Source organism: Mesorhizobium sp. M8A.F.Ca.ET.057.01.1.1, assembly GCF_003952565.1.
Taxonomy (GTDB): Bacteria; Pseudomonadota; Alphaproteobacteria; order Rhizobiales; family Rhizobiaceae; genus Mesorhizobium.
In genome coordinates, this window is the sequence record NZ_CP034454.1 from 4715035 (window position 1) to 4740471 (window position 25437).

Consider the following 25437-nt stretch of genomic DNA (forward strand, 5'->3'; position numbering starts at 1 on the left):
CGGCGGCGAAGCGTCAAGCAAGGCGCGTCCGATGCGGGCCGCCTTGAGCAAGCCGGACGATGTTGAAACTTTGCCAGCGACTGGCCCATTGCCCGCCGCCACGGTCCGCGATCCAATCCGACAAAGCATCCGCGTCAAGCACAGCAAGTCGAGCCATGTCCAACCCGATCACCATCCGCCCCGTCATGCGCCAGGATTTCGAGCAATGGCTGCCGCTGTGGGACGGCTACAACGCGTTCTATGGCCGTTCGGGCGAGACGGCGCTGGCAAGCGACATCACCGCGATGACGTGGTCGCGTTTCTTCGACGCCTATGAGCCGGTCCATGCGCTGGTCGCCGAAAGCGGGAGCCAGTTGCTTGGCCTCGTCCACTACCTGTTCCACCGCAGCACGACGGCGATCGCACCGAACTGCTATCTGCAGGACCTTTTCACCAACGAGGCCTCGCGCGGCAAAGGCATCGGCCGGGCGCTGTTCGAAGGCGTCTATGACCGCGCCCGGGCGGCCGGTTCCGGCCGAGTGTACTGGCTGACGCATGAAACCAATCACACGGCAATGAAGCTCTATGACAAGGTCGGCGAACGCTCGGGCTTCGTCGTCTATCGAAAGATGCTCTGAGGACGCTCCCATGCGCCTTTCCAACGAATGCCAACGAAAACGGGGCTCCGAAGAGCCCCGTTCGCATTTCAAAAAGGCGATTTTCACCCCTTCGGGGCGGGAACCGGCTCCGGCTTGACCTTCGGGGTTTCCTGCGCCGTGTTGGACTCGATCGGCGGCAGGCCCTTCATCAGCTTCTGCTGCAAGGTGGCCAGCACATCGGGATCGGGCTTCAGGTCACGGGCCTGGTTCCACTGGAAAGTCGCTTCCAGCTTGCGGCCGACGCGCCAATAGGCGTCGCCGAGATGGTCGTTCAGAACCGGATCTTCCGGCTTCAGCGAGACCGCGCGCTCCATCTCGCGCACCGCGTCATCGAAGCGGCCGAGGCGGAAATAGGCCCAACCCAAGGAATCGACGATGTAGCCGTCGCTCGGCCTGAGATCGACGGCCTTCTGGATCATCTCCAGGCCTTCCTTCAGGTTGGTGTTCATGTCGACCCAGGAATAGCCGAGATAGTTCAGCACCTGCGGCTGGTCTGGCTGCAACTCCAGCGCCTTGCGGAAATTCGGCTCGGCCTTCGGCCATTCCTTCAGCCGCTCATAGGCGATGCCGCGCTGGTAGAAGATGTTCCAGTTGGCAGCGGTCGGCGTCTTCAGCACCTCGACGGCCTTGTCGTAGAGATTGGCGGCGGAACGGAAATCATCCTTCGAGGAGTAGACACCGCCGAGCGCCAGATAGGCGCGCATGTCGTCGGGATGGGCTTCGACGAAGGCCTTCAGATGCGTGATCGCCTCGTCGTGGCGGTCGAGATCGGCAAGGTTGAGGCCAAGCTGCAGGTCCGAAATCTCCTTCAGCGGCGAAGAGTCGGGGATGCGCCGATAGAGCGCGATCGCGCCTTCACCGTCCTTCAGCTGTTCGGCGACGGCGGCGAGCTGCACGAGGGCCGCGTCGCTGTCCGGCTTCAGGGCCAAGGCATATTGCAAATAGAGGCGCACGAACGGCTCGCCGCCGCCACGGTTGAGCGCGGTGGCAAGATCGAGCAGGATTTCGGAAGCACCGTCGGACGGACCGGACACGAGGGGCGCGATCTTGTCGCCCTTGCTGATCCTGGCGCGCAAGGCGACGATTTCCAGCTTGCCTGGCGAAAACGCCTCGGCCTGGTCGAGCACCGAGATCGCCTTGGCCTTGTCGCCCTTGCGGGCCAGGAACGAGGCATAGGCCTGCGCGTTGCGCATCCAGGTTTCAGGCGCCGCACCGCCGGCGGCGGTATCCTGCATCGTCGCGGCGTAGATCGCCTCCGCCTTTTCGGGCATGTTGGCGGCATCGGCGATCAGGGCGCGGTGGAAGGATTTGAACAGGCCGAACCAGTCCGGCCCCTGCAACTTGTCGATCGAAGCCATCGCTTCGCTGGCCTGGCCGGCACCTTGTTCGGCCCAGCCGGACATGACGCCGGAGATCAGCCGGTCGAGATCGGATTCCAGCGACAGCTTGAGCCAGTACTGCGCCTTGGTGAAATCCTTCTTGTGGAAGGAATCGACCGCCAGCGCCAGGCGCGAGAAGCGCTCGACATCGGGCACTTCCTTGAGCTTGTCGGCATAGACCAGCGATTCGTCGAAGCGGCCTTGCGCGATCAGCGACAGCATCAGGCTCTGCTGCAGGGCGGTATCGCTCGGATTGAAAGCCAAGGCCTGCTTGTAGTACGCGATGGCGCTGTCGAGGTCGTTGTCGCCTTCGGCGATCCGGGCAGCCAGGTAAGCGCCCGAAAACGACGAGATCTTGACCGGTTCGGTTGATTGCTTGGCATAGGCCGGCAAAGCCGAGATCGCCATGCCCGTCACAATTGCCAGCCTTGTCAGCCAGCGCGCACGTCCTTGCTGCATCATATCCCTTTCAGCCAGGCGCCATCTCCGCGTCAGCGGGATCGACCCAGACTCGATCTTTCCGGGCAAAGCATGGCCTTTTTGGGGTCGCGCTTCAATCCGCCCGAAATTCACAATCGGGTCACCCGATTAACAAACCATGGCTAAATGGGACAGTTTTGCGCGTCAACAGGCCGTTGCAGCCGCGTATCGCGATAGCCGCCGCTTGCCACCGCGCCGCACAGCCCGTTCCATTCGCAGCCCACGCAAGCCTTGCGCACGTGGCCGGCCGAAAACGCCTGCCGTAGCCGCATCAGGATCGCGGCATCGAGATCGAGGCGGACGCCGTCACGGATCGGCCGAGCCAGCAGCGCTTGCACGTCATCCTTTGCCTGCCGGTCTCGCCCGGCCGCGCTGTCGCGCAAGCAGTGCGGATCCGGCCCGCCAAGCAACGGGGCGCAGATGTCGTCCGGTCCGGAAACGAGGAGGATGTCCTCGCCCCGGCTCAGGCGCTCCGCGATCCCGTCATAATTGGCGGTGAAAGCGGGACTGTATCCCTTGCCCACATAGGTGAGCAGGCAAAGGAGATGATGGGCGCGAAGCCTGATCGTCACGGCGTCGGCAAGTTCGTCTTGCCGCGCGGAAGCGCCATCAGCGTCGCGGCGCCAAGCGCCGACTTCAGCAATCCGCCGACGATGAATGGCACGAAGCCAAAGGTGATGGCCTTCTCGGCGCCGATCATGACGGCAAGCCAGGCCGTTCCGAGCACCAGGCAGGCAAGGTTGCCGAGCAGCATGGCGATAAAGGCGAGCACGACCCTGTTGCCGTTCCAGCCGCGTTCAGCCAGCCAGCCGACAAGGGCGCCGACAACCGGGAAGGCGAAGAGATAGCCGCCCGTAGGGCCAACGAAGTGCTGCATGCCGGCAGCACCACCGGCCAGGACCGGAAAGCCGACAGCGCCCTCGACCAGCCAAGCGGCGATCGTCATCGCGCCAAGCCGCCAGCCACAGAGCGCACCGATCAGCGTCACCGCAAAGGTCTGCATGGTCACGGGAACAGGCACCATCGGCACCTCGATGTAGGAGGATAGCGCCAGGAAGAGCGTGCCGAGCACGACGGCGCCGGCCTGCCAGCCGAGCGATCGCTGCTGGAGGCGCAGCGGGCTGAAGGACGGTCTTGCGGACGAGAATGCGAGGTTGGTCATAGGCTTCCCTTCAATCAATCGAAAATTATAGATAATTTCTGCATTCGATCTATTATCGAATCCACATTTTGGACCGATAGCAAGCCCGGGCTTGGAAAAGGTCGCTTAACCTACGATCGCGAAGGCTTCGCGCGTGGCGCCGGACGCTGTCCTGACCGGCTTGCGGCCAATCCATTGGACATGCCGTCCCAGTGTTGCCGCGGCCGATTCGGTATTTCCCTGCCGCAAGGCGGTGAGGATCGCCCGGTGGTCTTGATCGGTGCGCGTCTCCCATTCCGAGCGCCATGCCGCAAACAGGAAGCGCGCGCTTGCCGCGTGGAGGTCGTCGATGGTGGCAAGCAGGCGCGGCATGCCGCACGGTGCCAGGATCAGCCGGTGAAAGGCGCGATTGGCCTCCTCCCACGACCTGACGTCGCGTGATTTGTCGCCGGCCTTGGTCGCCTCCTCGGCCTGGTCGAGAATGGCCGAAGTCAGGTGCGGCCCGGCGTGGCGCAGTGCCAGCACTTCGAGGGCGGCCCGCATTTCGGCCACTTCCTTGACCTCGCCCAGATCGAAGGCAGCGACGCGCACGCCCCGGCGCGGCTCACTGGCGGCCAGGCCCTGCGCCTCGAGTCGGCGGAACGCCTCGCGCACTGGGACATGGCTGGTGTTGAATTCCTCGGCGACATGATCCTGCCGCAGCCTGGCCCCTGGCTCGATCGCGCCGGAGATGATGCGGTCCGCCAGTACCTTGCTGATGCGCACCGCTATGGTGTCGTCCGTGCCCTTTGCCATGATTTATAGATAATTTGCGGCAAGGCCGCTTGTCGAGACGGCAGGGGCGAATTCACAGGCGTCTTTCCACTGGCACAGCCGGTGGGAGCCCGTGAAAGCCGGTCTCCTCAGTTCACCCGGCTGATGCAGAAATCGATGACGTCGATCAGCGCCGATTTCTGCGGCGTCTCTTCCAGCGGCGCCAGCGCGTCGCGGGCGATCTCGCCGAAATGGCTGGCGCGTCCGATGGTGTCGGCAATGGCGCCGTGGCGGGTCATCAGGCCGATCGCCTTTTCCAGCCCGGCGTCGTCGGTGACATTGTCCTCGATGGCGCGCTTCCAGAAGGTGCGTTCGGCCTTGCTGCCGCGCCGGTAGGCGAGGATGACCGGCAAGGTCACCTTGCCTTCGCGGAAATCGTCGCCGACATTCTTGCCGAGATCCTTGCTGGTGCCGCCATAGTCCAGCGCGTCGTCGATGAGCTGGAAAGCAAGACCGAGATTCATGCCGTAGGAGCGCAGCGCCGCGCGATCGTTGCGGGTCGCCTGGGCGATGACCGGGCCAACCTCGGCGGCGGCCGAAAACAGCGCGGCGGTCTTGGCCTTGATGACGGCGAAGTGCTCGTCCTCCGTGGTTTCGAGGTTCTTGGCAGCGGCAAGCTGCATCACCTCGCCCTCGGCGATGATCGAAGCGGCGCTCGACAGGATGTCGAGCGCTTCGAGCGAGCCGACATCGACCATCATGCGGAAGGCCTGGCCGAGCAGGAAGTCACCGACCAGCACGCTGGCCTGATTGCCCCAGATCATGCGGGCGGTCTTCTTGCCGCGTCGCATGCCGCTTTCATCGACGACGTCGTCATGCAGGAGCGTGGCCGTATGCATGAACTCGACCGAAGTGGCGAGCTTGACGTGGCCCTCGCCGGCATAGCCGAACATCTGCGCGGCGGCCAGCGTCAGCATTGGTCTCAGCCGCTTGCCGCCGGACGAGATCAGGTGGTTGGCAACCTCGGGAATCATCTCGACGTCGGAGCCGGCCTTGGACAGGATCAGCTCGTTGACGCGCCCCATATCGGTCGCCGTCAGATCGATCAGATCCTTGATGGAGGCGGGCTCCCGCTTCCCGTTTTCGATGTTGAGAACGACACCCACGACAATCACTCCCGTCTTGGTATAACGCGTGCGACGGCACCCTTAGTCCCGGCATGGACTCTAGGGCGGCGGACACGGGCACGGCAAGTGGCGAATTGGCGCGGCGGCGGCGACAGCGTGTCAACGCCGGGAAATGCGGGAATGCGGCCGGACGTTTACATGCACGCTGCAACCTGCGAGTTTCTTGCGATGATAGAGCTCATCCGCACCAACGACGCCGTCATTATATCCTTTGTCGAATCGCTGATGCGCGATGCCGGCATCGGCTGCTTCGTCGCCGACCAGAACATGAGCGTGCTCGACGGCTCACTCGGTATCCTGCCCCGGCGCGTCATGGTCGATGCCGACCAGGCCGACGCCGCGCGCCGCATCCTGACCGATGCCGGCATCGCAAACGAGATCCGGGGGAAATAATGTCGGCCGCGCCAGCCGCCCTTGCCACGGATACGCCGGCCCATACGGTCGACGCCTTCCACCGCGGGCGGTTCTGGCTGGTGCAGCCCAAGCATGGCGGCCATCGCGCCGGGATGGATGCGATGATGCTGGCCGCGTCCGTGCCATCCTCCTTTGGCGGACGGCTCGCCGATTTCGGAGCCGGCGCCGGTGCTGCCGGTCTGGCGGTGCTGTCGCGCTGTCCAGGCGCCCAGGCTGTGCTGGTCGAACGCGCGCCCGAGATGGCGGCCTTCGCGGCGGCCACACTTGCCCATCCCGGCAATGCACATCTCAGCGATCGCGCGGCCGTGCTTGTCGCCGATGTCACCGTGTCGGGCCGGGCCCGGGCCGCCGCCGGCCTTGCCGACAATGATTTCGACTTCGTCATCATGAACCCGCCTTTCAACGCCGCACGGGACCGCGCCACTCCCGAGCAGCTAAGAAAGGAAGCCCATGTCATGGAGGACGGGCTGTTCGAAAGCTGGATCCGCAGCGCGGCGGCGGTTGTCAGGCCGCGCGGCGGGCTTGCCGTCATCGCCCGCCCCGAACAGCTCGGCTCAATTCTCGACGCGGTTTCAGGCCGCTTCGGCGAAGCCGAGATGCTCGCCGTGCACCCTCGCCCGGACGCTGCGGCAATCCGCATTATCGTGCGGGCAGCACTTGGGGCACGGGGAAAGCTCGCCATCCGTCCGCCGCTGATGCTTCACGCGCGATCGGGCAACGGCCCCGACGAGCGCAGCGAAATGATCACCAACGGGCTCGCTTCGCTGTTCGGAGACTGAGCTGTTCGCGGCCTGCACATTGCCGTTGGCCGGGAAATCCCTACATGCCTGCAACCACCGCCGGAGACCACGCCATCGTGAAACGTCTTTTCAACCGTCTGCTGCCGAAGTCCTGGCGCTCCACCGTCGTCACCGTTCCGGTCATCCGGCTGCACGGCACCATCATGGCCGGCGGCGGCCAGTTCCGGCCGAGCCTGTCGCTTGCGTCCACCGCCGGACTGATCGAAAAGGCGTTTTCCTTCGACGCGCCGGCGGTCGCGATCTCGATCAACTCCCCCGGCGGCTCGCCGGTGCAGTCGCGGCTGATCTTCAAGCGCATTCATGACCTTGCGGTCGAGAAGAATAAAAAGGTGCTCGTCTTCGTAGAGGATGTCGCGGCCTCGGGCGGCTACATGATCGCTGTCGCCGGCGACGAGATCTTCGCCGACCCATCGTCCATCGTGGGTTCGATCGGCGTGGTGTCGGCCTCGTTCGGTTTTCCGGAGCTGATGAAGAAGATCGGCATCGAGCGGCGCGTTCACACCGCCGGCCAGAACAAGGCGGTGCTCGACCCGTTCAAGCCGGAGAAGAAGGAAGACGTCGAGCGGCTGAAAGCGCTGCAGCTCGAAGTGCACGAGACCTTCATCGATCTGGTCAAGGAGCGGCGCGGCACGAAGCTCAAGGACGATCCGGATCTGTTCACTGGGCTGTTCTGGACCGGCAAGCGAGGCCTGGAGCTCGGCCTCGTCGACGCACTCGGCGACATGCGCACTGTGCTGAAGACCCGGTTCGGGCCGAAGACCCAGCTCAGGCTGGTCTCGGCGCCGCGCGGTTTCCTCGGCCGCTTCGGCCTGTTCGGCTCGAACAAGGGCTTTTCAGCGCCCGATATCGCCGCGGCTGCCGCCAGCGGCGTCATCGATGCGGCGGAAGAGCGCGCATTGTGGGCGCGCTTCGGGCTTTGAAAAAGCCATGAAAGCGTCTAGTATGGTTGCCCGAAAGACCCGACGGGCCGCCCTTACCGGCCCAGCGTGGTAGGAGTTTTGACATGCCGCAGCTCATTTTCTTCGCCGTCGTCGGCGCAGCCGCCTATTTTGGCTACCGCACCTTCCTGCGCGAGGCCGAGCGCGTGACTGCCAAGGTGCGGCGGACCGAAAAACAGGCGGCCAACGGCGCGATGGGAACGCTGGTCAAGGATCCGAAGACCGGCGAATACCGGCTGGCCAAGGACTGACCCTCATTTCACTCGCAATCGAGACTGTGGAATCCGGTCCGCGTGTCCGGACATGGACGGCACCCGCCAAGATAAATCTTGCTTTGCACGTCACCGGCAGGCGCCCCGACGGTTACCATCTCATCGAAAGCCTGGCTGTGTTCACGCGCTTTGGCGACAGGATCGAGATCGCGCCGGCTGAAGCCGACGATTTCATCGCGTCCGGCCGCTATGCCGCGGACGTCCCGCTCGATGGCGGCAATCTGGTGCTGAAGGCACGCGATGCGTTGCGGCAGGCCGCCGTTCTTCGGAGCACGCCGCCCGTGACCATCAGGCTCGAAAAGAACCTTCCAGTCGCGTCCGGCGTGGGCGGAGGGTCTAGCGACGCGGCGGCCGTGCTTCGCGGGTTGGCGGAGAGTTGGGGGCTGGATATCGATAGCGCCGAGTTGGCGCGGATCGGTCTTTCGCTAGGCGCCGACGTGCCGATGTGCCTGGCGGCAAAGCCGCTGGTGGCGCGCGGTATTGGTGACGATCTCTCCATGGTGCCGGATTTTTCGGCGCTGGGTCTGGTGCTGGTCAATCCGGGAACGCCCGTCTCGACGGCGGAAATCTTCGCCGCACTGTCCCGTCGCGACAATGAGCCATTGCCGCCGCTGCCGCGTAGCATCGATTTTCACAGCCTGCGCAACTGGCTGGAGGTGACCCGCAACGACCTCGAGAAGCCAGCCCTTGCGATGCAGCCCGCCATAGGCAGGGCGCTTTCATGGCTTGATAAGGCTGGATCGGGTTTTTCACGAATGTCCGGATCGGGCGCGACGTGCTTCGGCCTGTTCGAGACCAGCAATGTCGCCAAGCGCGCGGCCGCCGAAATCCGCGGTCGCCAGCCCGACTGGTTCGTCGCGGCAACGCGCAGCATGGCATCGGAGGCTGAGTGAGATGGCCAGGATTGACGAGAGCCGTGCCTTCATTCCGGTGCGCATCGCGGTGCTGACGGTTTCCGACACACGCAGCCTCGCCGACGACAAATCCGGCCAGACGCTGGCCGATCGCATCACTGCGGCCGGCCACACTCTGGCCGCCCGCGACATCGTCACCGACGACCGCGAAAAAATCCGCGACACCGTTCTGGCGTGGTCGCGGGATAAGGCCATCGACGTCGTGATCACCACCGGCGGAACCGGCTTCACCGGCCGCGATGTGACGCCCGAGGCGCTGGAGCCGATTTTCGAAAAGCGCATGGACGGCTTTTCGGAAGTGTTCCACCGCATCTCCTACGACAAGATCGGCACCTCGACGATCCAGAGCCGGGCGACCGGCGGCGTCGTCAACGCCACCTTCGTCTTCGTGCTGCCGGGCTCGCCCGGCGCCTGCAAGGACGCCTGGGATGGCATCATCGAGGCACAGCTCGACTACCGGCACATGCCTTGCAACTTCGTCGAGATCATGCCGCGCCTGGACGAACATCTGCGGCGCGGCAAATCGGTCCCGTAAAACTCAGGCAAAGTGCCGGCTTCACGCCGTGTTCGCCAGGCAGAACAGCGCCGGCGCCTTCGAACGGCCATTCCAAACCCGGTGCCGGAGACAGTATCATCGTGGGCGATCCCTACCGTTCACGAGAAGGCAGATATGATGGCCGTGCAAACTGGGACCATCCACACGGGCGGGTGGCATTGCGGCAACGTACGCCTGCGATTTTCGACAGAGCTGGATCCATCGCAAATCGAAATCCGCGCCTGCCAAAGAGCAGTCGCAAAAATCACCTCTGCCTCGGCGGTGCCGCCCAGATCTCGGCGTCGAGCTTCTTTGTCGCCAGACCGCGCGCCAACGCCTCGGCGCTGCCGGCATTCTTGGATAGAGATGCCGCCTGTCGCTTGCTGATCACCAGTCCGTCGGCGAGCGCACGGTTTGCCGAAAAGACCCGGGCCATGAACGGCGAACGGCTACCCCGCGCCCGCGAGAACCGGGCGGCCATGGTCTGCCTGGCGGTATGGGCGACAACCGCGTCGATCCAACCCTCCACCAGCCTCGCACCCGGTTCGAGAAGCAGCAGCCAGTCACCCTTGGCCTGGCGAATGCCGGCGGCGATGCCACCGCTCCCCACATAGTGGCAGCCGGCATGCTCGGCCACGCGATGCGTATGGTCGGTGGAGCCGGTGTCGCAGACGACGACCTCACGCACCACGCCCTCGACCGCGCCGCCGATCAGCGTCGCCAGCGTGCGGGCGAGACCCTCCTCGTCATTATGCGTTTCGATGAGAACACTGAGCATCATGAGCCGAATAGCGGAAAGCGCTGGCCGACGCCAGTTTTTGCGCCGCACCATAAAAAGTTCTTGCTTTGTTCTCATCAACAAAATAGGAACAATTTCATGAGCAGAGCGATTCGACAGAACATGGACAGTCCCTGGGAGCGGGCGAAGATGGAACCGATCATGCGCGCCGACATTGCAGCCTTCGGAGCAGGACGAGCCGAAATGGCCAACGCGATGATCGAGCAGAGCGGCATGCGGGTCCGTCCGGACCGCAACCGTGGCCGGTCGGCAGGCATCAATCCATCCGGCCGGTTCGAACCTGTCAGCCGACATGTCTTCGACGACGGCTGGAGTTCGCTGGAGGAACTGCCCCCGTTCAAGACCGAGGTGCAGGTAGAGAGGCCGCGCACCATCATCACCCGCAACGAATCGCCCGACATCTCCTTCGACCGGTCGATCAATCCCTATCGCGGCTGCGAGCACGGCTGCGTATATTGCTTCGCGCGGCCGACGCACTCGTTCATGGGCCTGTCGCCGGGCCTGGATTTCGAATCCAAGCTGTTCGCCAAGCCGGACGCGGCACGCCTGCTCGACAAGGAGTTGTCGAAGGACGGCTACCAGCCGCGCACCATCGCCATCGGCACCAACACCGATCCCTACCAGCCGATCGAGAAGCAATACCGGATCATGCGCGAGATCCTCGAAGTGCTGGAGGCACGCGGTCATCCGGTCGGCATCGTCACCAAATCGGCCCTGGTGGTGCGCGACATCGACATTCTGTCGCGCATGGCCGAGCGCGGGCTCGCCAAGGTGGCGCTGTCGGTGACAACGCTCGACCGCATGCTGGCCAGGACGATGGAACCCCGCGCCTCGACGCCGACCAAGCGGCTGGAGGCGATCAGGCAGCTTTCAGATGCCGGCATTCCGGCTTCGGTGATGGTGGCGCCGATCATTCCGGGCCTGACCGACCAGGAGATGGAACGCATCCTCGACTCGGCACACCATGCCGGGGCGCGCGAGGCTGGCTATGTGGTGCTGCGCCTGCCGCTGGAGGTCAGCCCGATCTTCAAGGACTGGCTGCTGCGCCACTATCCCGACCGCTATCGCCACGTCATGTCGTTGATCCGTTCGATGCGCGACGGCAAGGACTACGATTCGGAATGGGGCAAGCGCATGAAGGGCGCCGGCCCCTATGCCTGGCAGATCGGCCGGCGCTTCGAAATCACCGCCAAGCGGCTCGGCCTCAATGCGGAGCGGCGCACGCTTCGGACTGACCAGTTCGTCGCCGCCGGCAAGGACCAGGAGCAGTTGATGCTGCTCTGAAAATTGAAAATCGCCGCGGCTGTTCATGACCGCTGCGGCCAAGAATCCCGTCCGGCCTGCCCCGGCCTGCAGACGGTGCCCTCCCGGTCCGGCGCCCCACCCGACCCGGAGGGACTTGCGGAGAATCGGAGCCGATGCGAACCTCGCCGCAACATGGCTCGCGCGCGTTCTGATTCTCCGCTTCTCTTCGAAATCGTCGAGAAACCCGATTTCTCCTTCGAGACGAAGGCGATGGCCGATGGGTTGTGGCCGGTCGCGGGGATGGACGAAGCCGGTCGTGGCCCGCTGGCGGGTCCGGTCGTCGCGGCGGCAGTGGTGCTCGACCCCGCCAACATTCCCGAAGGGCTCGACGATTCCAAGCGGCTTAGCCACTTGCAGCGCGAAGCGCTGTTCCTGCGCATCCTCGGTTCCGCGCTCGGCGTCTCGATGGCGTCGATCAGCGCGGAGGGTATCGATGGCAGCAACATCCTAAAGGCGAGCCTCGAGGCGATGCGCCGCGCGCTGGTCGGGCTGCCGGTTCAGGCAAAGCTCGCGCTCGCCGACGGGCGCGACGTGCCGCCGGGACTGCCCTGCGAAGGGCGCGCGCTGATCAAGGGCGACCAGCGCTCGCAATCGATCGCCGCCGCCTCGATCGTGGCCAAGGTCATGCGTGACCGCATGATGTGTGGCTGCGGCAATCATCACGACCGCTACGGCTTCGAAGTCCATATGGGTTACGCCACGGCCCGGCATCGCACGGCGATCGAGGCGCACGGGCCGGTGGCGCGGCTGCACCGCACCTCGTTTGCGCCGTTCAGGCTTGGGGGTGTCGAGGTGGCGGAAGAAGACAGCCTCGCCGGGCTGGATTGAGTCGAGCGGCGGTTCTTCGTCATCCTCGGGCTTGACCCGAGGATCCATGCCGTAACGCCTGTCCTGGATGCGGCGGACCAGAGTTCTGCACTGTTGCGGCGCTCGTAAGTCACGGCATGGATCCTAGGGTCTGCGCGCGTCGCTTCGCTCCTTGCTCCGCTCTAGGATGACGAATTCAATAGGCCTGACAACAAAAAAGCCGCCAGGTTTCCCGGGCGGCTTTTGATTTGCTTGACGTTGCCAGCTCAGTTCAGCTTGGCCTTCACGTCCTGCAGCGCGGACTTGAACAGGTCGGCTCCGGCCTTGGCGTCAACCTTGGCGGCGAGCAATGCGCGTGCCGCCTCGACAGCGATGTCGACGGCGCTGGCGCGCACTTCGCCGATCGCTTCGCGCTCGGCCTGGCCGATCTTCTGTTCGGCAAGCGCGGTGCGCCGGGCGACATAGTCCTCGGTCTTCTTGTGGGCCTCGGCGGCCAGCAGTTCGGCCTCGCGCTTGGCGGCCGCGACAATATCAGCGGCCTCCTGCTCGGCTTCCTTGCGCTTCTTCTTGTACTGGCCAAGCAGTTGCTGGGCTTCGTCGCGCAGCTTGCGTGCCTCGTCGAGTTCACTGCTGATCCTGGCGGCGCGGGCGTCGAGCGCCTTGGCGATCATGCCGGGCACCTTGATATAGACGGCGATGGCCAGGAAGATGATCAGGGCGATCGTGGCCCAGAGCGTTGCGAGAGATGTAGCGTCCATGATGCGCTCCTCACCGGGCCACGGATTTGACCGCAGCCGCGATCTCGGCCTTGCTGGCCTTGCCGCCAACGAGTGCCTCGACGATCGCCGAAGCGGTATCCTCGGCAATGCTGCCGACTTCCTTCATGGCATTGGCCTTGATGGAAGCGATGCGTGCCTCGGCCTCGCCAAGCTTCTCCTCGAGCGCGGCCTCGATCTTTTTGCGCGCGGTGTCGGCTTCCGCCTTGGCCGCATCGTTGGCCTGCTGGGCGATCGAGTTCGCGTTCTTCTTGGCTTCCGCCAGTTCCTGCTCGTAAGCGGCAACGGCGGCGTCTGCCTCACCCTTCAACTTGGCTGCCTGGTCGAGATCCTGGCTGATGCGGTCGTTGCGGACATCGATGATGCCGCCGACACGCGGCATCACGACCCGCTTCAGGAAGAGGTAGAACAGCCCGAACGTGATCGCCAGCCACAGAAGCTGCGACGGAAACGTCTCCGGATTGAATGGCGGAAACGTGCCGTGCGCTTCGGCAGGCACGCTGGTGCCGGAATGCGTGTCGCCTCCGGTCGCAGCGTGGCTGGTGTCGGCTGATGGCGCGGACTCTTGCGCGAAGGCAGATGTCACGAACATGGACTATCCCCAGATATCAGGCCCGCCGCTTGCGCGGCCGGCCTGTCCAATCTTCTCAGTACTCAGCCGAACAGGGCCAACAGCGCGATGAGAAGCGAGAAGATGCCCAGAGCTTCGGTCACGGCGAAGCCAAAAATCAGGCGACCGAACTGGCCGTCGGCAGCCGACGGGTTGCGCAGCGCGCCCGAGAGGTAGCTGCCGAAGATGTTGCCCAGGCCAATGCCCGCGCCACCCATGCCTAGGCAAGCGATGCCGGCGCCGATGTACTTTGCTGCTTCTGCGTCCATTTGTTCAACTCCTTTGATCTGAAAATTCCGTTGCGATTTCATCCGGCACCAATGTTGGAAACACTTGGGCCGGAACTCTTGCCTCAGTGCCCGGGATGCAGGGCGTCGTTGAGATACATGCAGGTCAACACGGCAAAGACGTAGGCCTGCAGGAAGGCGACCAGCAGTTCAAGCGCCGTCAGCGCCACTGCCATCGCCAACGGCAGGATCGAACCCGCCACCCCGACCGCGCCCAGTGCGGAGAGGCTGACGACGAACCCGGAGAAAACCTTGAGCGTGATGTGGCCGGCAAGCATGTTGGCGAACAGACGAACCGAGAGGCTGACCGGGCGGGACACGAAGGAAATGACCTCGATCAGCACCACCAGCGGCAGCAGGAACACCGGCACGCCATGCGGAACGAACAGCTTGAGGAAACCAAGACCATGCTTCATGAAGCCGTAGACCACCACGGTTCCGATCACCAGGGCCGCGAGGCCGAAGGTGACGATGATGTGGCTGGTGACCGTGAAGAAATAGGGAAACAGGCCGAGCAGATTGGCGACCAGCACGAACATGAACAGCGAGAACACGAAGGGGAAGAACTTCATGCCCTGCGTGCCGGCGGCGTCGCGCAACATGTTGCCGACGAATTCATAGGCCATTTCGGAGACCGACTGCAGCCGGCCTGGAACCAGGCTGCGGCTCGACGTCGTCAGGAACAGGAACGCCGCGGCAACAACCACGGTGGCGACCATGAACAGGGCGGAATTGGTGAAAGACAGGTCATAGCCGCCGATCTCGATCGGTATCAGCTTGTTGATATGGAACTGGTGGATCGGATCGACCTTGTCAGCTGCCACGTTCAAACCCCGTCAATGCCGCGTACGGCCAAATTACCATTGCCGCACGGAAGCGGCTACTTACTGTCGTCCCGGTCACGGCGCGGCTTCGCGCCTTGTCCGAATTCCGCCACAACGCCAGCCGAACGCATGACATTGAGCACGCCGGCGCCAAACCCGAGCAGCAGGAAAACGATCAGACCCCACGGCGATGTCCCCGCCACACGGTCGATGATCCAGCCGATGCCGGCGCCCACCACCACCCCGGCGATAAACTCGCTGGATAGTTTGATCGCCTGACCGTATCCGGTCACTGGTTTCGCGTCGTCTTTCCCCTCGAGCCGGTTCGGCAGCCTTGTCGCAAGGGATGCTCCAAGTTCACGCCGACGTCGCTCAAGATCGTCGTCGCGGATTTCGGCGCCATGCTCTTTGCCGCGGCCGGTTTCTCCGGTTCCGTCTGGCCCTTTTTTCTCGGCCATCGCAACCCCCCTGCCCGGGCAGACCGTCACCGTCCGTCCGCTTCTAAAGTCGCCGGCAACATAGTTAGAGGGTTTGCGCCCGTCAAGCCACGGAGGGAAGTTCCGCGCTGTGTATTTTAGACAGCAAAATCAATGGATTAGAAAGGTGCGACATCGTGCCCGCGGCGATCGGGGGATGCGTTGCGCGAATCCCCCAGGCAATGGCTCTCCGATCGACCGTGCGACCGCGCGAAAAGAGCGGCGCCCGGCGCCCCGCTCAGCTCCAGCCGCCACCATAGGTCCGGTAGAAGATATGCAGGCCGATCTTGGTCATCTTCTGCATCGTGCGCGCCCAGCCGGGATGAACATAGTTGGCGTAGTAATGTGTTGACGATCCCACTTCCGGAATGAAGATCTTGCCGGCGGTGACGGCCATGCCGATGTCTTGCGCGGTCTTGTAGGCGACAGGGTTGTCGATACGCTTCTTTCTGCCGTCGCAAGCGAATGAAAACTGACAGCGGTTGAACCAGCTGTCGTTCTGGTAGACGACGCCGCAGATCGAATTGGGATAGGCGGGATTGCGGACCCGGTTGAGGATAACCTGGGCGACAGCGGCCTGACCGCGCACGGTTTCGCCGCGTGCCTCGAAATAGATGCCGTTGGCCAGGCATTTCTGCTCCGGCTTGGAGAAGACGCTGGCCGGAAGCGGATTCTGGATCCAGGCATGGTCGCCCTTTGCCATCGGCGGAATGAAGCGGCCGCTATTGGGCTGCTCGTCCTGAAGCAGGGCTTCAAAGGGTGAAGCCTTGGCGTAGTCCGGCTCGGATTGTGCGTAGGCGGTCGCCAGCACATCGGGGTGGTCGTTGTTGACGAGGGCGGCGAGCATGGCCGGCACGCCGGGATCCGGCTTCTTGTCTTCACGCGCATGGAATGCGGCGGCGATCTGGATTTCCTTGCCTTTGATCTGAGGCTTGGCGAAGGCCATCTTCAGGCCGCTGTCCATGCTCGGCCGCATCAGCGAGGAGGTCCGCTGGAAGATCGAGCCGGCATTGAAGTTCTTCGGCGGTGCCACCGGAGAAACCTGGACGATGCGGCCCTTCTTGTCGGCGCGCACGACGCGATCCTCGTCGGGCGACCCGCTGACCTTGCCGCCCTTGCCGCGGAACGAGACGGAGCCGATACCGGGAAGGCGAACGCCGGAACCCGAAATCGAGCCGGTGACTTCGGAATCGACGAACGGCATCTCGGCGGCGTGGACCGAGCCGGCGACGGATTTCTCGACATAGGAGTTCCAGCGGGCGGTCGGCGCTTCGAGGCCGGATACAAGGCTTGTCATGTCCTGGTAGGCGGCGACGGTCGGAAAGCCGATCCAGATGCCGAGACCGATGATGAACGGAGACACAAGGCTGCGTTTCTTCTCACCGGCGGCGGCGGCCAGCCGCGTCAAGACACGTCGATGCACGGAACTCTCTCCAGGAACGCTACTGACCCCACTGGAGAGCAAAATGATGCATTAACCTTGATGGGACGTTAACGGGATCGGTCGGGTTTTCCCGGTCGGCTAGCGGTCGTGGCTTCGAAGTCCGGCGTTTTGCGCGGGACCGCTCAGGCCCGCTTCAGGAAGATCGGCCAGGCGACCAGGGCGCAGGCGGCGGCCGACAGCCAGACGCCAGCCCACGACCAGAGGTGCAGCAGCCCTGGAATGGCCACAGGCACCATGAAGAAGCCGACGAAGACAAAGCTGTTAGCAAGGCTGAGTGCCGTTCCGACATGGCCGGCACCGGCCAGCGTGGCAAGCTCGGTATAGGCAACGCCGTGCCAGGCGGAGACCGAGATGCCGGCGACGACAAGCACCAAGGGCAGGACAGCGATTAGCAAGGATTGGCTGGCAGGGAGTGCGGGAACGGCCAGAACCAGCACCCAGAGCGCCACGAAGGCCAGCGCGCTGAGCGCACTGCACAAGCGAAGAAATTGACGGCGGTTGCCGTGGCGATCGGTATAGCGGCCGCTCCAGATGCGCATGACCATGGCGCCGACCTGTACAGCGGCGAGGCTCGCGCTGATCGCCGTCGTGCCAAGCCCGGCGAAGTCGTGCAGGAACACCGACGCGAAAGTGAGGACCGCCACTTGCGGAAAGCAGAGCAGGCCGATCGCGGTCGAGATGCGCCAGACCTCGATGTTGCGCAACGGCGCCGGTCCATCCGATAAGATAGCGTGGGCTTCACCCGCTGTCGGCGGTTCGTGCAGCCAACGCCAGGCAAAAAACCCGGAGAGAGCGGATGCCGCCGCCAGAAGCCCGAACACCGCGGCAAACCCGAAAGCCAGGGCAAGCGAAGGCAGGACGAGCGCGCCGAGGCCACCGCCGAGCGGCACTGCCGTCTGCCTGATGCTCATGGCAAAACCGCGCTCATTCTCGCGGAACCAGGCCATGATGGCGCGGCCGCTCGACCCATTGACACTGCCGCCGAGCAGTCCCGTGACGAGCAGGCTCGCCGCCAGCAGCATGACATCGGGAATGCCTGATCTTGTCGGCACGACCAGCATCGCCATCGCAAGCAGCCAGGCCGCCGTCGCGCCAAGCCCGATCAGAAGCACGCGGCGATCCCCCCAGCGGTCGGTGAGCAGACCCCATGGCAATTCGCTGAGCGCAACCCCCAGCCCAAGGAGGCCAAGCGCCAGGCCGAGTTCGGCATTGCTCAGGTGATAGCTCTGGCGAAGCAAGACCGCCGTTGCCGGGATGCCCGAGAAAGTGGCCGAAAAACCGGCATTCGCCGCAACCCCTATGCCCAGGACCTTCCAGCGGTGGTTGGGGCCGAACACCCTGCCGGCAGGGCTGGCAGCGCTGCCTTGCAGGATTTGTGGTGGCTGTTGATCGGCACAGTCGACTATGGCGGACATGATTTCTTCCCGTTGCAGGCCGGTGTTTCAGCCTTGACGGCATCTCTCTATCGCCATAAATCCATCCTTAAAATAAGGAAGTTTTTGACGATCAATCCTGAAAAACAGGACATTACGATGCAGCGGGTGACATTCGACCTCGACGTTCTCAGAAGTTTCGTCACCGGCATGGAGCTGGGCAGCTTCGCCAAGGCCGCCGACCGACTTGGCCGGTCGACCTCGGCGGTCAGCGCGCAATTGAAGAAACTGGAAGAACAGGCAGCGACGCCGATCTTCCGCAAGGCGGGGCGCGGCCTGGCGTTGACGGAGGCCGGCGAGACCATGCTAGGCTATGCGCGCCGGCTGCTTGATTTGAACGACGAAGCGGCGGCGGCCATCCATGACGTCGAACTGGAAGGCTGGGTGCGGCTCGGTCTGCAGGAGGATTTCGGCGAGGCCGTGCTGCCGGACGTGCTGGGCCGGTTTGCCCGAGCCCATCCCAAGGTCAAGATCGAGGCCAGGATCGCGCGCAGCCACGACCTTGCCGAAAGGGTGATGTCAGGCAGCCTCGACATCGCGCTTGCCTGGCACTGTGGCCAGACGCTGCCCTATAGCGAGCATGTCGCCGATGTTCCGATGCGCTGGATCGGCCCAGCCAAGCGCATCGAGACCAGCCTGCGCGACGGCGAGCCACTGCCGCTGGTGGCGCTGGAAGCGCCATGTCTGCTGCGCACGGTCGCGACTGAAACGCTCGACCGCGCCGGGCTGCCCTGGCGCATGGCCTTCTCGAGCCCCAGTCTGGGTGGCATCTGGGCGGCTGTCGCCGCGGGATTGGGGCTGACGATCCGCACCGACATCGGCTTGCCGGCCAGCGTCAGTGCGATGACGCCCGAGATCGCCGGCCTGCCGGCGCTGCCCAAGATGACGCTGTTCCTGCATCGGCGGGATGCCGAAGCCGAGCCCGTGGCGGCCCGCCTTGCCGACATATTGCTGGAGGCCGCGCGGCAGGCCCTGCCGGAAAATACGCGGACCGCCGGCTTGCGCGCGGTGGCCTGATCAGCACGAACGCCGAAGCTCAGCCGCGCTTCTTGGCCCGGCCGGCGAACGGATTGTCCGACGTGCGCAGCGCGATGCGGATCGGCACGCCCGGCATGTCGAAGGCCTCGCGCAGGCTGTTGGAGAGATAGCGAACATAAGATTGCGGCATCGCGTCCGGCCGCGAGCACTGGACCACGAAACCCGGCGGCCGCGTCTTGGCCTGGGTGACGTATTTGACCTTCAGCCGGCGCCCGGCAACGGCGGGCGGCGGGTGATGCGCCAGTATGGCCTCGAGCCAGCGGTTGAGCTTGCCGGTGGAAACACGGCTGTTCCAGACCTTGTGCGTCCTCAGCACCGCATCCATCAGCTTGTCGAGGCCGCGTCCGGTCTCGGCCGAGACCGGCACGGCCTGGATGCCGCGCACCTGCGGCAACAGCCGCTCGGTCTTCTCCCGCAGTTCGGCCAACAGCTCCTGCGGGTTATCGATCAGGTCCCATTTGTTGAAGGCGATCACCGGTGCCCTGCCCTCGCGGATGATCAGGTCGGCGATCTGCAGATCCTGCTTCTCGAAGGGAATGGTGGCGTCGAGCACGATGATGACGATCTCCGCGAAACGGATGGCGCGCAAGCCATCCTGCACCGACATCACTTCCAGCTTTTCGTGGATCCTGGCCTTGCGGCGCATGCCGGCCGTGTCGAACAGTTTTATGCGGCGGCCGCGCCAGTCCCAGTCGACGGAGATGGAATCGCGGGTGATGCCCGCCTCCGGTCCGGTCAGCAGCCGTTCCTCGCCGATCAGCGCATTGATCAGCGTCGACTTGCCGGCGTTGGGACGGCCGACGACGGCGATACGCATCGGCTTGGTATCGTCATAGGCCGGCTCGGCATCCGGATCGGCGATGTCCTCGCCGATCAGCACTTCGGTGGCGGCGATCTCTTCGTCATCGCCGTTCTCGTCTTCACCGAAGGCGCGCGCCTCTCCAAGCGCTTCGATCACGGCGTCGCGCAGGTCGGGCATGCCCTGGCCGTGCTCGGCCGAAACCGGGATCGGCTCGCCAAGCCCGAGCTCCCAGGCCTCCAGCATGCCGCCTTGGGCGCCCTTCGCCTCGGCCTTGTTGGCAACGAGGACGACCGGTTTGCCGGATTTGCGCACGATCTCGGCAAAGGTCCTGTCATCCGGCAGCAGGCCGGACTTGGCGTCGATGGTGAAGAAGATCAGATCCGCCTCGCGGATGGCGATTTCGGTCTGCGCGCGCATGCGGCCCGGCAAGGTCGAAGCGCCGGCATCCTCGAAGCCCGCTGTGTCGATGACGTCGAAATGCAGATCGTAAAGCTTGGCGGCATGGACACGGCGGTCACGGGTGACGCCCGGCGTGTCGTCGACAAGCGCCAGCTTCCTTCCCACCAGCCGATTGAAAAGGGTTGATTTGCCGACGTTAGGTCTGCCTATGATGGCGACTTTGAAGGTCACGATGCACTGCCCGACCCGCGGATCAGTTCGGACATCAAGGTCGCCCGCTCGCGCGTGTTGCGCGGGGCGCCGTCATCGGAAGCGATCTGGTCGAACAGTTTCAGCGCGTCCTGCGCCTTGCCTTCCTTCCAGGCCGCAAGCCCGAGCGCCTCGCGCGCGCTGTGGCGCAGCGTGTTGGTGTCCGAGGTCAGCGCCTCGACACGGCTGGACACGTCGGCGAAGGAGCCATGATCGACGAGCAGGAGGGCGGCCCTCAGCCGCGCGATGTCGCGCAGGCCGTGGGGAATGGCGGTGTCGGCGGCGACATCGTCGAAATCCTTGACGGCTGCGTCGACGTCGCCCTTGTTGGCCTTGACGGTCGCGGCACGCATGCGAGCGAGCAGCGGATAGGCGCCGTAGCCATCCTTCTCCAGCTGATCGAGCGCGGCCAGCGCATCGTCGTTCTTGCCATCATTGGCAAGCTTCAGCGCCTGCGAGAAAGCATCGCCGGAGCGGTTGGCGCGCGTCTCGTCCCAATAGCGATAGCCGACGAAGGCGGCGGTGCCGAGCACCACCAGGATGGCAATCACAAGCAAGGCTGGACCAAAACGGTCCCACAGCTTCTGCGCCTGCTCGCGGCGCATCTCGTCATTGACTTCACGGATAAAACTGTCGTCGGACATCGATCAAAACCATTCTTGGCCCCGGGTCGGGGCCTTTCGTGAGCCCGCGTTTTAGCGAAATTTTGTCGGCATGGAAGGGGTTCGACCGGAAAATCGCCCATTCCCGGGGGCAAACGGATGTTTGCCCCCGGGGCAACCACACGAAAACCCCAATCGCACCGGCGCCACATTTCGGGGATAGCCGGCTTGCCGACCACCCGGAGCCTGTAAATTTGCCGATGCCCAGTCTGTCCCGCGTTGTTGCGTTTTCACTTGCTTCGCTCGCCACCGCCGGCGCGGCCCTGGCCGACCCGCCCGCGCCACCAGAGCCGGCCAGGCCGAAGCAGGTCGTCATCATCTCGTTCGACAGTGCCCGCGACATCTCGCAGTGGAAGCGCAGCAGGGCCCTGGCCCAGCGCACCGGGGCGCATTTCACCTATTTTCTGTCCTGTGTCTTCCTGCTGTCGCCCGAGACACGCGGCCAATACACGGCGCCTGGCAAGACCGCGGGCAAGTCCAACATCGGCTTTGCCGCCTCCAGGCAGGACGTCGCCGAGCGGCTGGAACAGATCGGTCTCGCCGCCCATGAGGGCCACGACATCGCCAGCCACGCCTGCGGCCATTTCGACGGCAAGGACTGGAGCAAGGCCGACTGGCTGACGGAATTCGCCTCGTTCGAGCACATTCTAGAAAACGCCTATGCCATCAACGGCATTGCACCCGAACCCGAGGGCTGGCGCGATTTCGCGCATGCGGTGGCGGGTTTCCGGGCGCCCTACCTGTCGGCAAGCAAGGCGCTTTACGAGGCGCTGCCGGCAGCCGGCTATCAGTTCGACGCCAGCGGCGTCTCAAAGGGCCCTGCCCTGCCGCCGACCATAAGCGGCATCACCCGCTTTTCCCTGCCGCTGATTCCGGAAGGGCCGAAATCGCGGCCGGTGATCGCCATGGACTACAATCTCTATGTCCGGCATTCCGGCGGCTTCGAGCGGCCGAGCAAGGCGGGCGAATTCGCCGACCGCACCTACCAGGCGTTCCGCGCCGCCTTCGAAACGCAATATCAGGGCAAGCGCATTCCGCTGGAACTCGGCTTCCACTTCACACTGATGAATGACGGCGCCTACTGGAACGCGCTGGAACGCTTTGCCGGCGAGGTCTGCGTCAAATCAGATGTCGAGTGCATCAGTTTTCGCGATTATGTTTCGCGGCGGGATGGCAGCCAGACGCAGGCGACGGTTGGCGGCTGAGCCGCCAACCGTCTTCGCATCACAAGCCTGATTTAAGCCGGATCCTCGGCACCTTGTCTTGCCAGATAGCGCTGGTCGATATCGGGCAGCGGCTCACCTTCCAACGTCGCTTCGAAGGCGCGCAGGCGTTTATGGACCGACTGCAATTCGACGATGGTCGACCAGGAGGTGAGCAGGAATTGCAGCGAACCCGTCACCTTGCCGAAGGCGTTGGAGATCTGGTTCAGCGCACCGAACGTTATCTTGTGCGCGACCAGCGACGGACCCAGGATCAACAGCGAGAAAATGTTATCGGCCTGCAGGTAGGTGTACCGGACGACATTGAAATAGATGTAGTGGAAATAGAGCCGGAAATAATTGTGCCGGACATTGGCAAACAGCTCGGCGGTGGTGGCGGGTTGCGCCCTGTCCGCATGATCCTCGCCATAGACGAGTTCCTTGCGGTAAGCGGCTTCGACGCGCTGGTTGCGGAACTGCAGCCCCGGAAGCTTCAGTCCGGCGATCATCACCGAGATCGTGCCGAACAGGCACCAGGCAAGTGCCGCGACCACCAATGGCTGCGGGATCGCGCCGATGATCGGCAGTTCGCTGATATGGGCCTGCAACTGGATCATCACCGGCAGGAAGGCGATCAAGGTCATGATCGACTGGACGAAACTGGAACCGAGATCCTCCATGATCTGCGAGAACCGCATCGTGTCCTCCTGGATACGCTGCGAGGCGCCCTCGATATGGCGCAGCCGGCTCCAGTTCTCGATGAAGTAGTTGTTCATCGCCGTGCGCCAGCGGAAGATCCAGTGACTGACGATGAAGGCATTGACCACCTGCACGTTCATGCCGACCAGCGCGAGCCACGAAAAGTCGGCCAGCCCGGTATAGAATTCGCCGTTGGTCGATTTTCCGGTCCCCGACATCAACCCTTGCACATAGTCGAAGAAGGGGCCGTACCAGGCGTTGACGGCGACGCTGACCTGCACGTTGAAATAGATGAAGAACAGGATGACCGCCGTCATCAAGATCGACCAACGCTGCCAAGGATGCGGCGAATACCAGCTCCAGAATGCGTAGAAGATGGCCACGCAAAGCGCGAAATAGATGTAAAACCAGAGGAACGGTTTCGACACCAGCACGGCGATGCCGATGATCGGCGCCGCATCCGCGGCTGCCGGCGGAAGGCCCACGAGGCCCCCAATTGCTCCCCGCCGAAAAACCAGAACAGGATCGCCGCAAGGCTCCAGATGGCGGCCGAAGAGAAGAAAAGCTTCGGCTGCGGGAAGAAGGATACGAACACTGTGGCGAATTCCTCGATCTATGCGCAAATCAGGTGGGTTCGGCGGGCATAAGGTCACACATTAGGGGGAAAGAAAATGCCCTGCCCTACGCCGGGTGCAGAGCAAGACCACAAATCATGGCGATTTTGGCGCGGCCGACCATGTGAGTGCGCCGGAGACGACCAGGACGGCCGCGGCGACGATGGAGGCGAGGAAGAAGTCGCCCGACGCCTGGGCCAGAAGCCCGGCCGCGATCGGGCCGATGATCTGGCCAAGACCGAAGGAGGCGGTCATCAGGGCAAAGATGCGCCGGGGTGACTTCGGCGCCTGCTGCCGTGCGGCCTGCAGGCCAAGTGCCGTGATGGCAATGAAGGTGCCGCCGAGCAGCACGCCGCCAAGCAGCGGCCCCGTGCGCCCGCCGGCGGCGACGCTCGCGGTAACGCCGACAACTTCGACGAAGCATCCCAAGGCATAGGCGGCATAGAGCCCGATCCGCGCCGATATCTTCTGCCAAAGCCAGACCGAAGGGAAACCGGCAAGGCCGGCAACCATCCACACTTCGGCCTCGAAGACGCGGCTGCCGCCGCCTTGGCGGACGATGGCGACGAGGAAGGTCGCCGTCACCACATAGCCGAAACCGAACAGGCCATAGGCGACGATCGCCTTCATCAGCGACAGGTCTTTCGGCAGCGCCGGCTCGTGGACGGCTTCGCCATTGGTGAGCGGACCCTGGTTCGCCAGCAGCGCCACGGCAACGAAGCCGCAAGCCGAAATCGCGCCCGACCACAGCCAGCCCTGCGCCCAGCCAGCGTGCTCGGCGACCAGCACGGCCATCATCGCCGCCGATATCGCGATGCCGAGGCCAACGCCGCCGAAATGCCAGGCCTGGAGGTCGCCGCGCCCGGCCGCCGTGATATGGCTGAAAACGATGCTGGCCATGAACACCATGACGAAGGCGCTGGCCAGACCGGCCAGAAAACGGATGGCGAGAAAGGCGGCCATGGCGTCGGTCAGCCCCATCAGGGCGGCCAGCACGGCGCTGGCACCGAGGGCTGCCAGCATCAGCCAACGCTCGCGTCCGTGCGCCCAGTTGCCCGCCGCCACCAACGCGCCGACGAGGTATCCGAGATAGTTGGCCGAGGCGATCCAGCCGGCATCGGCCGGCGACAGATGCAGTTCCTCCATCATGCCGGGCAGGATCGGCGTGTAGACGAAGCGGCCGATGCCCATGGCGACGGCCATGGCGATCATGCCGGCGAAGGCGTAGCGAAGCGCTGTCGATGGAGCGGATGTCATTGCAGTGCACAATAAATCTGCGCACGGGTGAAACAATCCGCCTTGTGTTGGGCCAGTGCCGGACCGCGCGCTCAGCAGCGCCCGCCGAAACCAGCGTTCAGCGAAACGGTCTCATGCACGGTCCGGCGCGCCGTCAAGCGGAACGGCACATCACCAAGTTCGCGCTCCGACATCGCGTCAAGCGCGGGATGCGCAAGCGGATCGGTCAGCCAGCTCAGCGTATCGACGTCGCAGCGCGTGTCATCCCACGAAGCGGCGGCGAACAGGACCTTCAGCGACGACAACATCCTCAGCATTTCCGGC

Annotated in this window: 28 protein-coding genes and 1 pseudogene; 11 read left to right on the forward strand and 18 right to left on the reverse strand. The window is 64.0% G+C overall.

Annotated elements, in window-relative coordinates:
* Positions 1–155 precede the first annotated feature (155 nt).
* Positions 156–617: a GNAT family N-acetyltransferase gene (locus EJ077_RS22530; RefSeq protein WP_208696365.1), complete on the forward strand. Its 462-nt coding sequence runs from the start codon at positions 156–158 to the stop codon at positions 615–617.
* Positions 618–700: 83 nt separating this feature from the next.
* Here EJ077_RS22530 and EJ077_RS22535 read toward each other — a convergent pair whose 3' ends face one another.
* The 5 genes from EJ077_RS22535 to EJ077_RS22555 form a co-directional block, all read right to left on the reverse strand.
* A complete protein-coding gene (locus EJ077_RS22535) occupies positions 701–2476 on the reverse strand; it encodes a tetratricopeptide repeat protein (RefSeq protein ID WP_208696368.1) in 1776 nt (591 codons plus the stop codon).
* Positions 2477–2619: 143 nt separating this feature from the next.
* Positions 2620–3069, reverse strand: a complete 450-nt coding sequence (locus EJ077_RS22540) for a DUF1284 domain-containing protein (protein ID WP_208696370.1) — start codon at positions 3067–3069, stop codon at positions 2620–2622.
* Positions 3066–3659 (reverse strand): biotin transporter BioY, encoded by a 594-nt coding sequence (locus EJ077_RS22545; RefSeq protein ID WP_208696372.1) that lies wholly within the window; start codon positions 3657–3659, stop codon positions 3066–3068. Before EJ077_RS22545 ends, EJ077_RS22540 begins: the two co-directional genes overlap by 4 nt.
* Before the next feature lie 105 nt (positions 3660–3764).
* Complete coding sequence (locus EJ077_RS22550) at positions 3765–4433, reverse strand: GntR family transcriptional regulator (RefSeq protein WP_208696374.1); 669 nt, start codon at positions 4431–4433, stop codon at positions 3765–3767.
* Positions 4434–4540: 107 nt separating this feature from the next.
* Positions 4541–5557, reverse strand: a complete 1017-nt coding sequence (locus EJ077_RS22555; RefSeq protein WP_208696376.1) for a polyprenyl synthetase family protein — start codon at positions 5555–5557, stop codon at positions 4541–4543.
* Positions 5558–5746: 189 nt separating this feature from the next.
* Between EJ077_RS22555 and EJ077_RS22560 the strand changes: the two genes are divergently transcribed.
* The 6 genes from EJ077_RS22560 to moaB all read left to right on the forward strand — a co-directional run bounded on the left by EJ077_RS22560 (position 5747) and on the right by moaB (position 9451).
* Complete coding sequence (locus EJ077_RS22560; protein ID WP_015318845.1) at positions 5747–5971, forward strand: DUF2007 domain-containing protein; 225 nt, start codon at positions 5747–5749, stop codon at positions 5969–5971.
* Complete coding sequence (locus EJ077_RS22565; protein ID WP_208696378.1) at positions 5971–6771, forward strand: tRNA1(Val) (adenine(37)-N6)-methyltransferase; 801 nt, start codon at positions 5971–5973, stop codon at positions 6769–6771. The genes EJ077_RS22560 and EJ077_RS22565 overlap by 1 nt, the downstream gene beginning before the upstream one ends.
* A 77-nt stretch (positions 6772–6848) precedes the next feature.
* Positions 6849–7712 (forward strand): S49 family peptidase, encoded by an 864-nt coding sequence (locus EJ077_RS22570; RefSeq protein WP_127277532.1) that lies wholly within the window; start codon positions 6849–6851, stop codon positions 7710–7712.
* Between the two features lie 83 nt (positions 7713–7795).
* Positions 7796–7981 (forward strand): hypothetical protein, encoded by a 186-nt coding sequence (locus tag EJ077_RS22575; protein WP_208696381.1) that lies wholly within the window; start codon positions 7796–7798, stop codon positions 7979–7981.
* A 26-nt stretch (positions 7982–8007) separates the two neighbouring features.
* Positions 8008–8895: a 4-(cytidine 5'-diphospho)-2-C-methyl-D-erythritol kinase gene (locus EJ077_RS22580; RefSeq protein ID WP_208696383.1), complete on the forward strand. Its 888-nt coding sequence runs from the start codon at positions 8008–8010 to the stop codon at positions 8893–8895.
* Between the two features lies 1 nt (position 8896).
* The gene (moaB, locus tag EJ077_RS22585; RefSeq protein ID WP_208696385.1) at positions 8897–9451 is read left to right on the forward strand and encodes a molybdenum cofactor biosynthesis protein B; all 555 of its coding nucleotides are present in this window, start codon (positions 8897–8899) and stop codon (positions 9449–9451) included.
* Between the two features lie 265 nt (positions 9452–9716).
* Here moaB and EJ077_RS22590 read toward each other — a convergent pair whose 3' ends face one another.
* On the reverse strand, positions 9717–10229 hold the full coding sequence (locus EJ077_RS22590; RefSeq protein WP_208703095.1) for a glycosyltransferase: 513 nt from the start codon (positions 10227–10229) through the stop codon (positions 9717–9719).
* A 150-nt stretch (positions 10230–10379) separates the two neighbouring features.
* On the opposite strand from EJ077_RS22590, the gene EJ077_RS22595 reads away from it, so the two are divergent.
* Positions 10380–11534: a PA0069 family radical SAM protein gene (locus EJ077_RS22595; protein WP_208703096.1), complete on the forward strand. Its 1155-nt coding sequence runs from the start codon at positions 10380–10382 to the stop codon at positions 11532–11534.
* A 153-nt stretch (positions 11535–11687) separates the two neighbouring features.
* A complete protein-coding gene (locus EJ077_RS22600) occupies positions 11688–12383 on the forward strand; it encodes a ribonuclease HII (protein WP_208696387.1) in 696 nt (231 codons plus the stop codon).
* A gap of 245 nt (positions 12384–12628) precedes the next feature.
* On the opposite strand, the gene EJ077_RS22605 is transcribed toward EJ077_RS22600, so the two are convergent.
* The 7 genes from EJ077_RS22605 to EJ077_RS22635 all read right to left on the reverse strand — a co-directional run bounded on the left by EJ077_RS22605 (position 12629) and on the right by EJ077_RS22635 (position 18194).
* A complete protein-coding gene (locus EJ077_RS22605; protein WP_127280808.1) occupies positions 12629–13120 on the reverse strand; it encodes a F0F1 ATP synthase subunit B in 492 nt (163 codons plus the stop codon).
* Between the two features lie 10 nt (positions 13121–13130).
* Complete coding sequence (locus EJ077_RS22610; RefSeq protein WP_208696389.1) at positions 13131–13730, reverse strand: F0F1 ATP synthase subunit B; 600 nt, start codon at positions 13728–13730, stop codon at positions 13131–13133.
* Between the two features lie 62 nt (positions 13731–13792).
* Entirely contained in the window at positions 13793–14017 is a 225-nt protein-coding gene (locus EJ077_RS22615) for a F0F1 ATP synthase subunit C (RefSeq protein WP_013896722.1), read from the reverse strand.
* A gap of 83 nt (positions 14018–14100) precedes the next feature.
* Positions 14101–14859: a F0F1 ATP synthase subunit A gene (locus EJ077_RS22620; RefSeq protein ID WP_027142301.1), complete on the reverse strand. Its 759-nt coding sequence runs from the start codon at positions 14857–14859 to the stop codon at positions 14101–14103.
* A 56-nt stretch (positions 14860–14915) separates the two neighbouring features.
* A complete protein-coding gene (locus tag EJ077_RS22625) occupies positions 14916–15317 on the reverse strand; it encodes an AtpZ/AtpI family protein (protein ID WP_208696391.1) in 402 nt (133 codons plus the stop codon).
* A gap of 256 nt (positions 15318–15573) precedes the next feature.
* On the reverse strand, positions 15574–16758 hold the full coding sequence (locus EJ077_RS22630) for a cell wall hydrolase (RefSeq protein ID WP_208696393.1): 1185 nt from the start codon (positions 16756–16758) through the stop codon (positions 15574–15576).
* A gap of 143 nt (positions 16759–16901) precedes the next feature.
* Positions 16902–18194, reverse strand: coding sequence for an MFS transporter (locus tag EJ077_RS22635; RefSeq protein WP_208696396.1), 1293 nt, complete (start codon positions 18192–18194; stop codon positions 16902–16904).
* Positions 18195–18311: 117 nt separating this feature from the next.
* Here EJ077_RS22635 and EJ077_RS22640 point away from each other — a divergent pair, with 117 nt between their 5' ends.
* Positions 18312–19229 carry a LysR substrate-binding domain-containing protein gene (locus EJ077_RS22640; protein ID WP_208696398.1) on the forward strand — a complete coding sequence of 306 codons (918 nt, stop codon included), beginning with the start codon at positions 18312–18314 and terminating at the stop codon, positions 19227–19229.
* Between the two features lie 19 nt (positions 19230–19248).
* Here the strand turns inward: EJ077_RS22640 and der are convergent, their stop codons facing one another.
* Positions 19249–20682, reverse strand: a complete 1434-nt coding sequence (gene der, locus EJ077_RS22645) for a ribosome biogenesis GTPase Der (RefSeq protein WP_208696400.1) — start codon at positions 20680–20682, stop codon at positions 19249–19251.
* Positions 20679–21344, reverse strand: a complete 666-nt coding sequence (locus EJ077_RS22650; RefSeq protein ID WP_208696402.1) for a tetratricopeptide repeat protein — start codon at positions 21342–21344, stop codon at positions 20679–20681. The genes der and EJ077_RS22650 overlap by 4 nt, the downstream gene beginning before the upstream one ends.
* A 218-nt stretch (positions 21345–21562) precedes the next feature.
* On the opposite strand from EJ077_RS22650, the gene EJ077_RS22655 reads away from it, so the two are divergent.
* Positions 21563–22567 carry a polysaccharide deacetylase family protein gene (locus EJ077_RS22655; protein ID WP_208696404.1) on the forward strand — a complete coding sequence of 335 codons (1005 nt, stop codon included), beginning with the start codon at positions 21563–21565 and terminating at the stop codon, positions 22565–22567.
* 32 nt (positions 22568–22599) lie between these two features.
* Here the strand turns inward: EJ077_RS22655 and sbmA are convergent.
* The 3 genes and pseudogenes from sbmA to EJ077_RS22670 form a co-directional block, all read right to left on the reverse strand.
* Positions 22600–23858: pseudogene (gene sbmA / locus EJ077_RS22660) on the reverse strand (peptide antibiotic transporter SbmA).
* A 115-nt stretch (positions 23859–23973) separates the two neighbouring features.
* Positions 23974–25134 (reverse strand): YbfB/YjiJ family MFS transporter, encoded by a 1161-nt coding sequence (locus tag EJ077_RS22665; protein WP_208696406.1) that lies wholly within the window; start codon positions 25132–25134, stop codon positions 23974–23976.
* 71 nt (positions 25135–25205) lie between these two features.
* Complete coding sequence (locus tag EJ077_RS22670) at positions 25206–25430, reverse strand: hypothetical protein (RefSeq protein WP_208696408.1); 225 nt, start codon at positions 25428–25430, stop codon at positions 25206–25208.
* Positions 25431–25437: the final 7 nt, after the last annotated feature.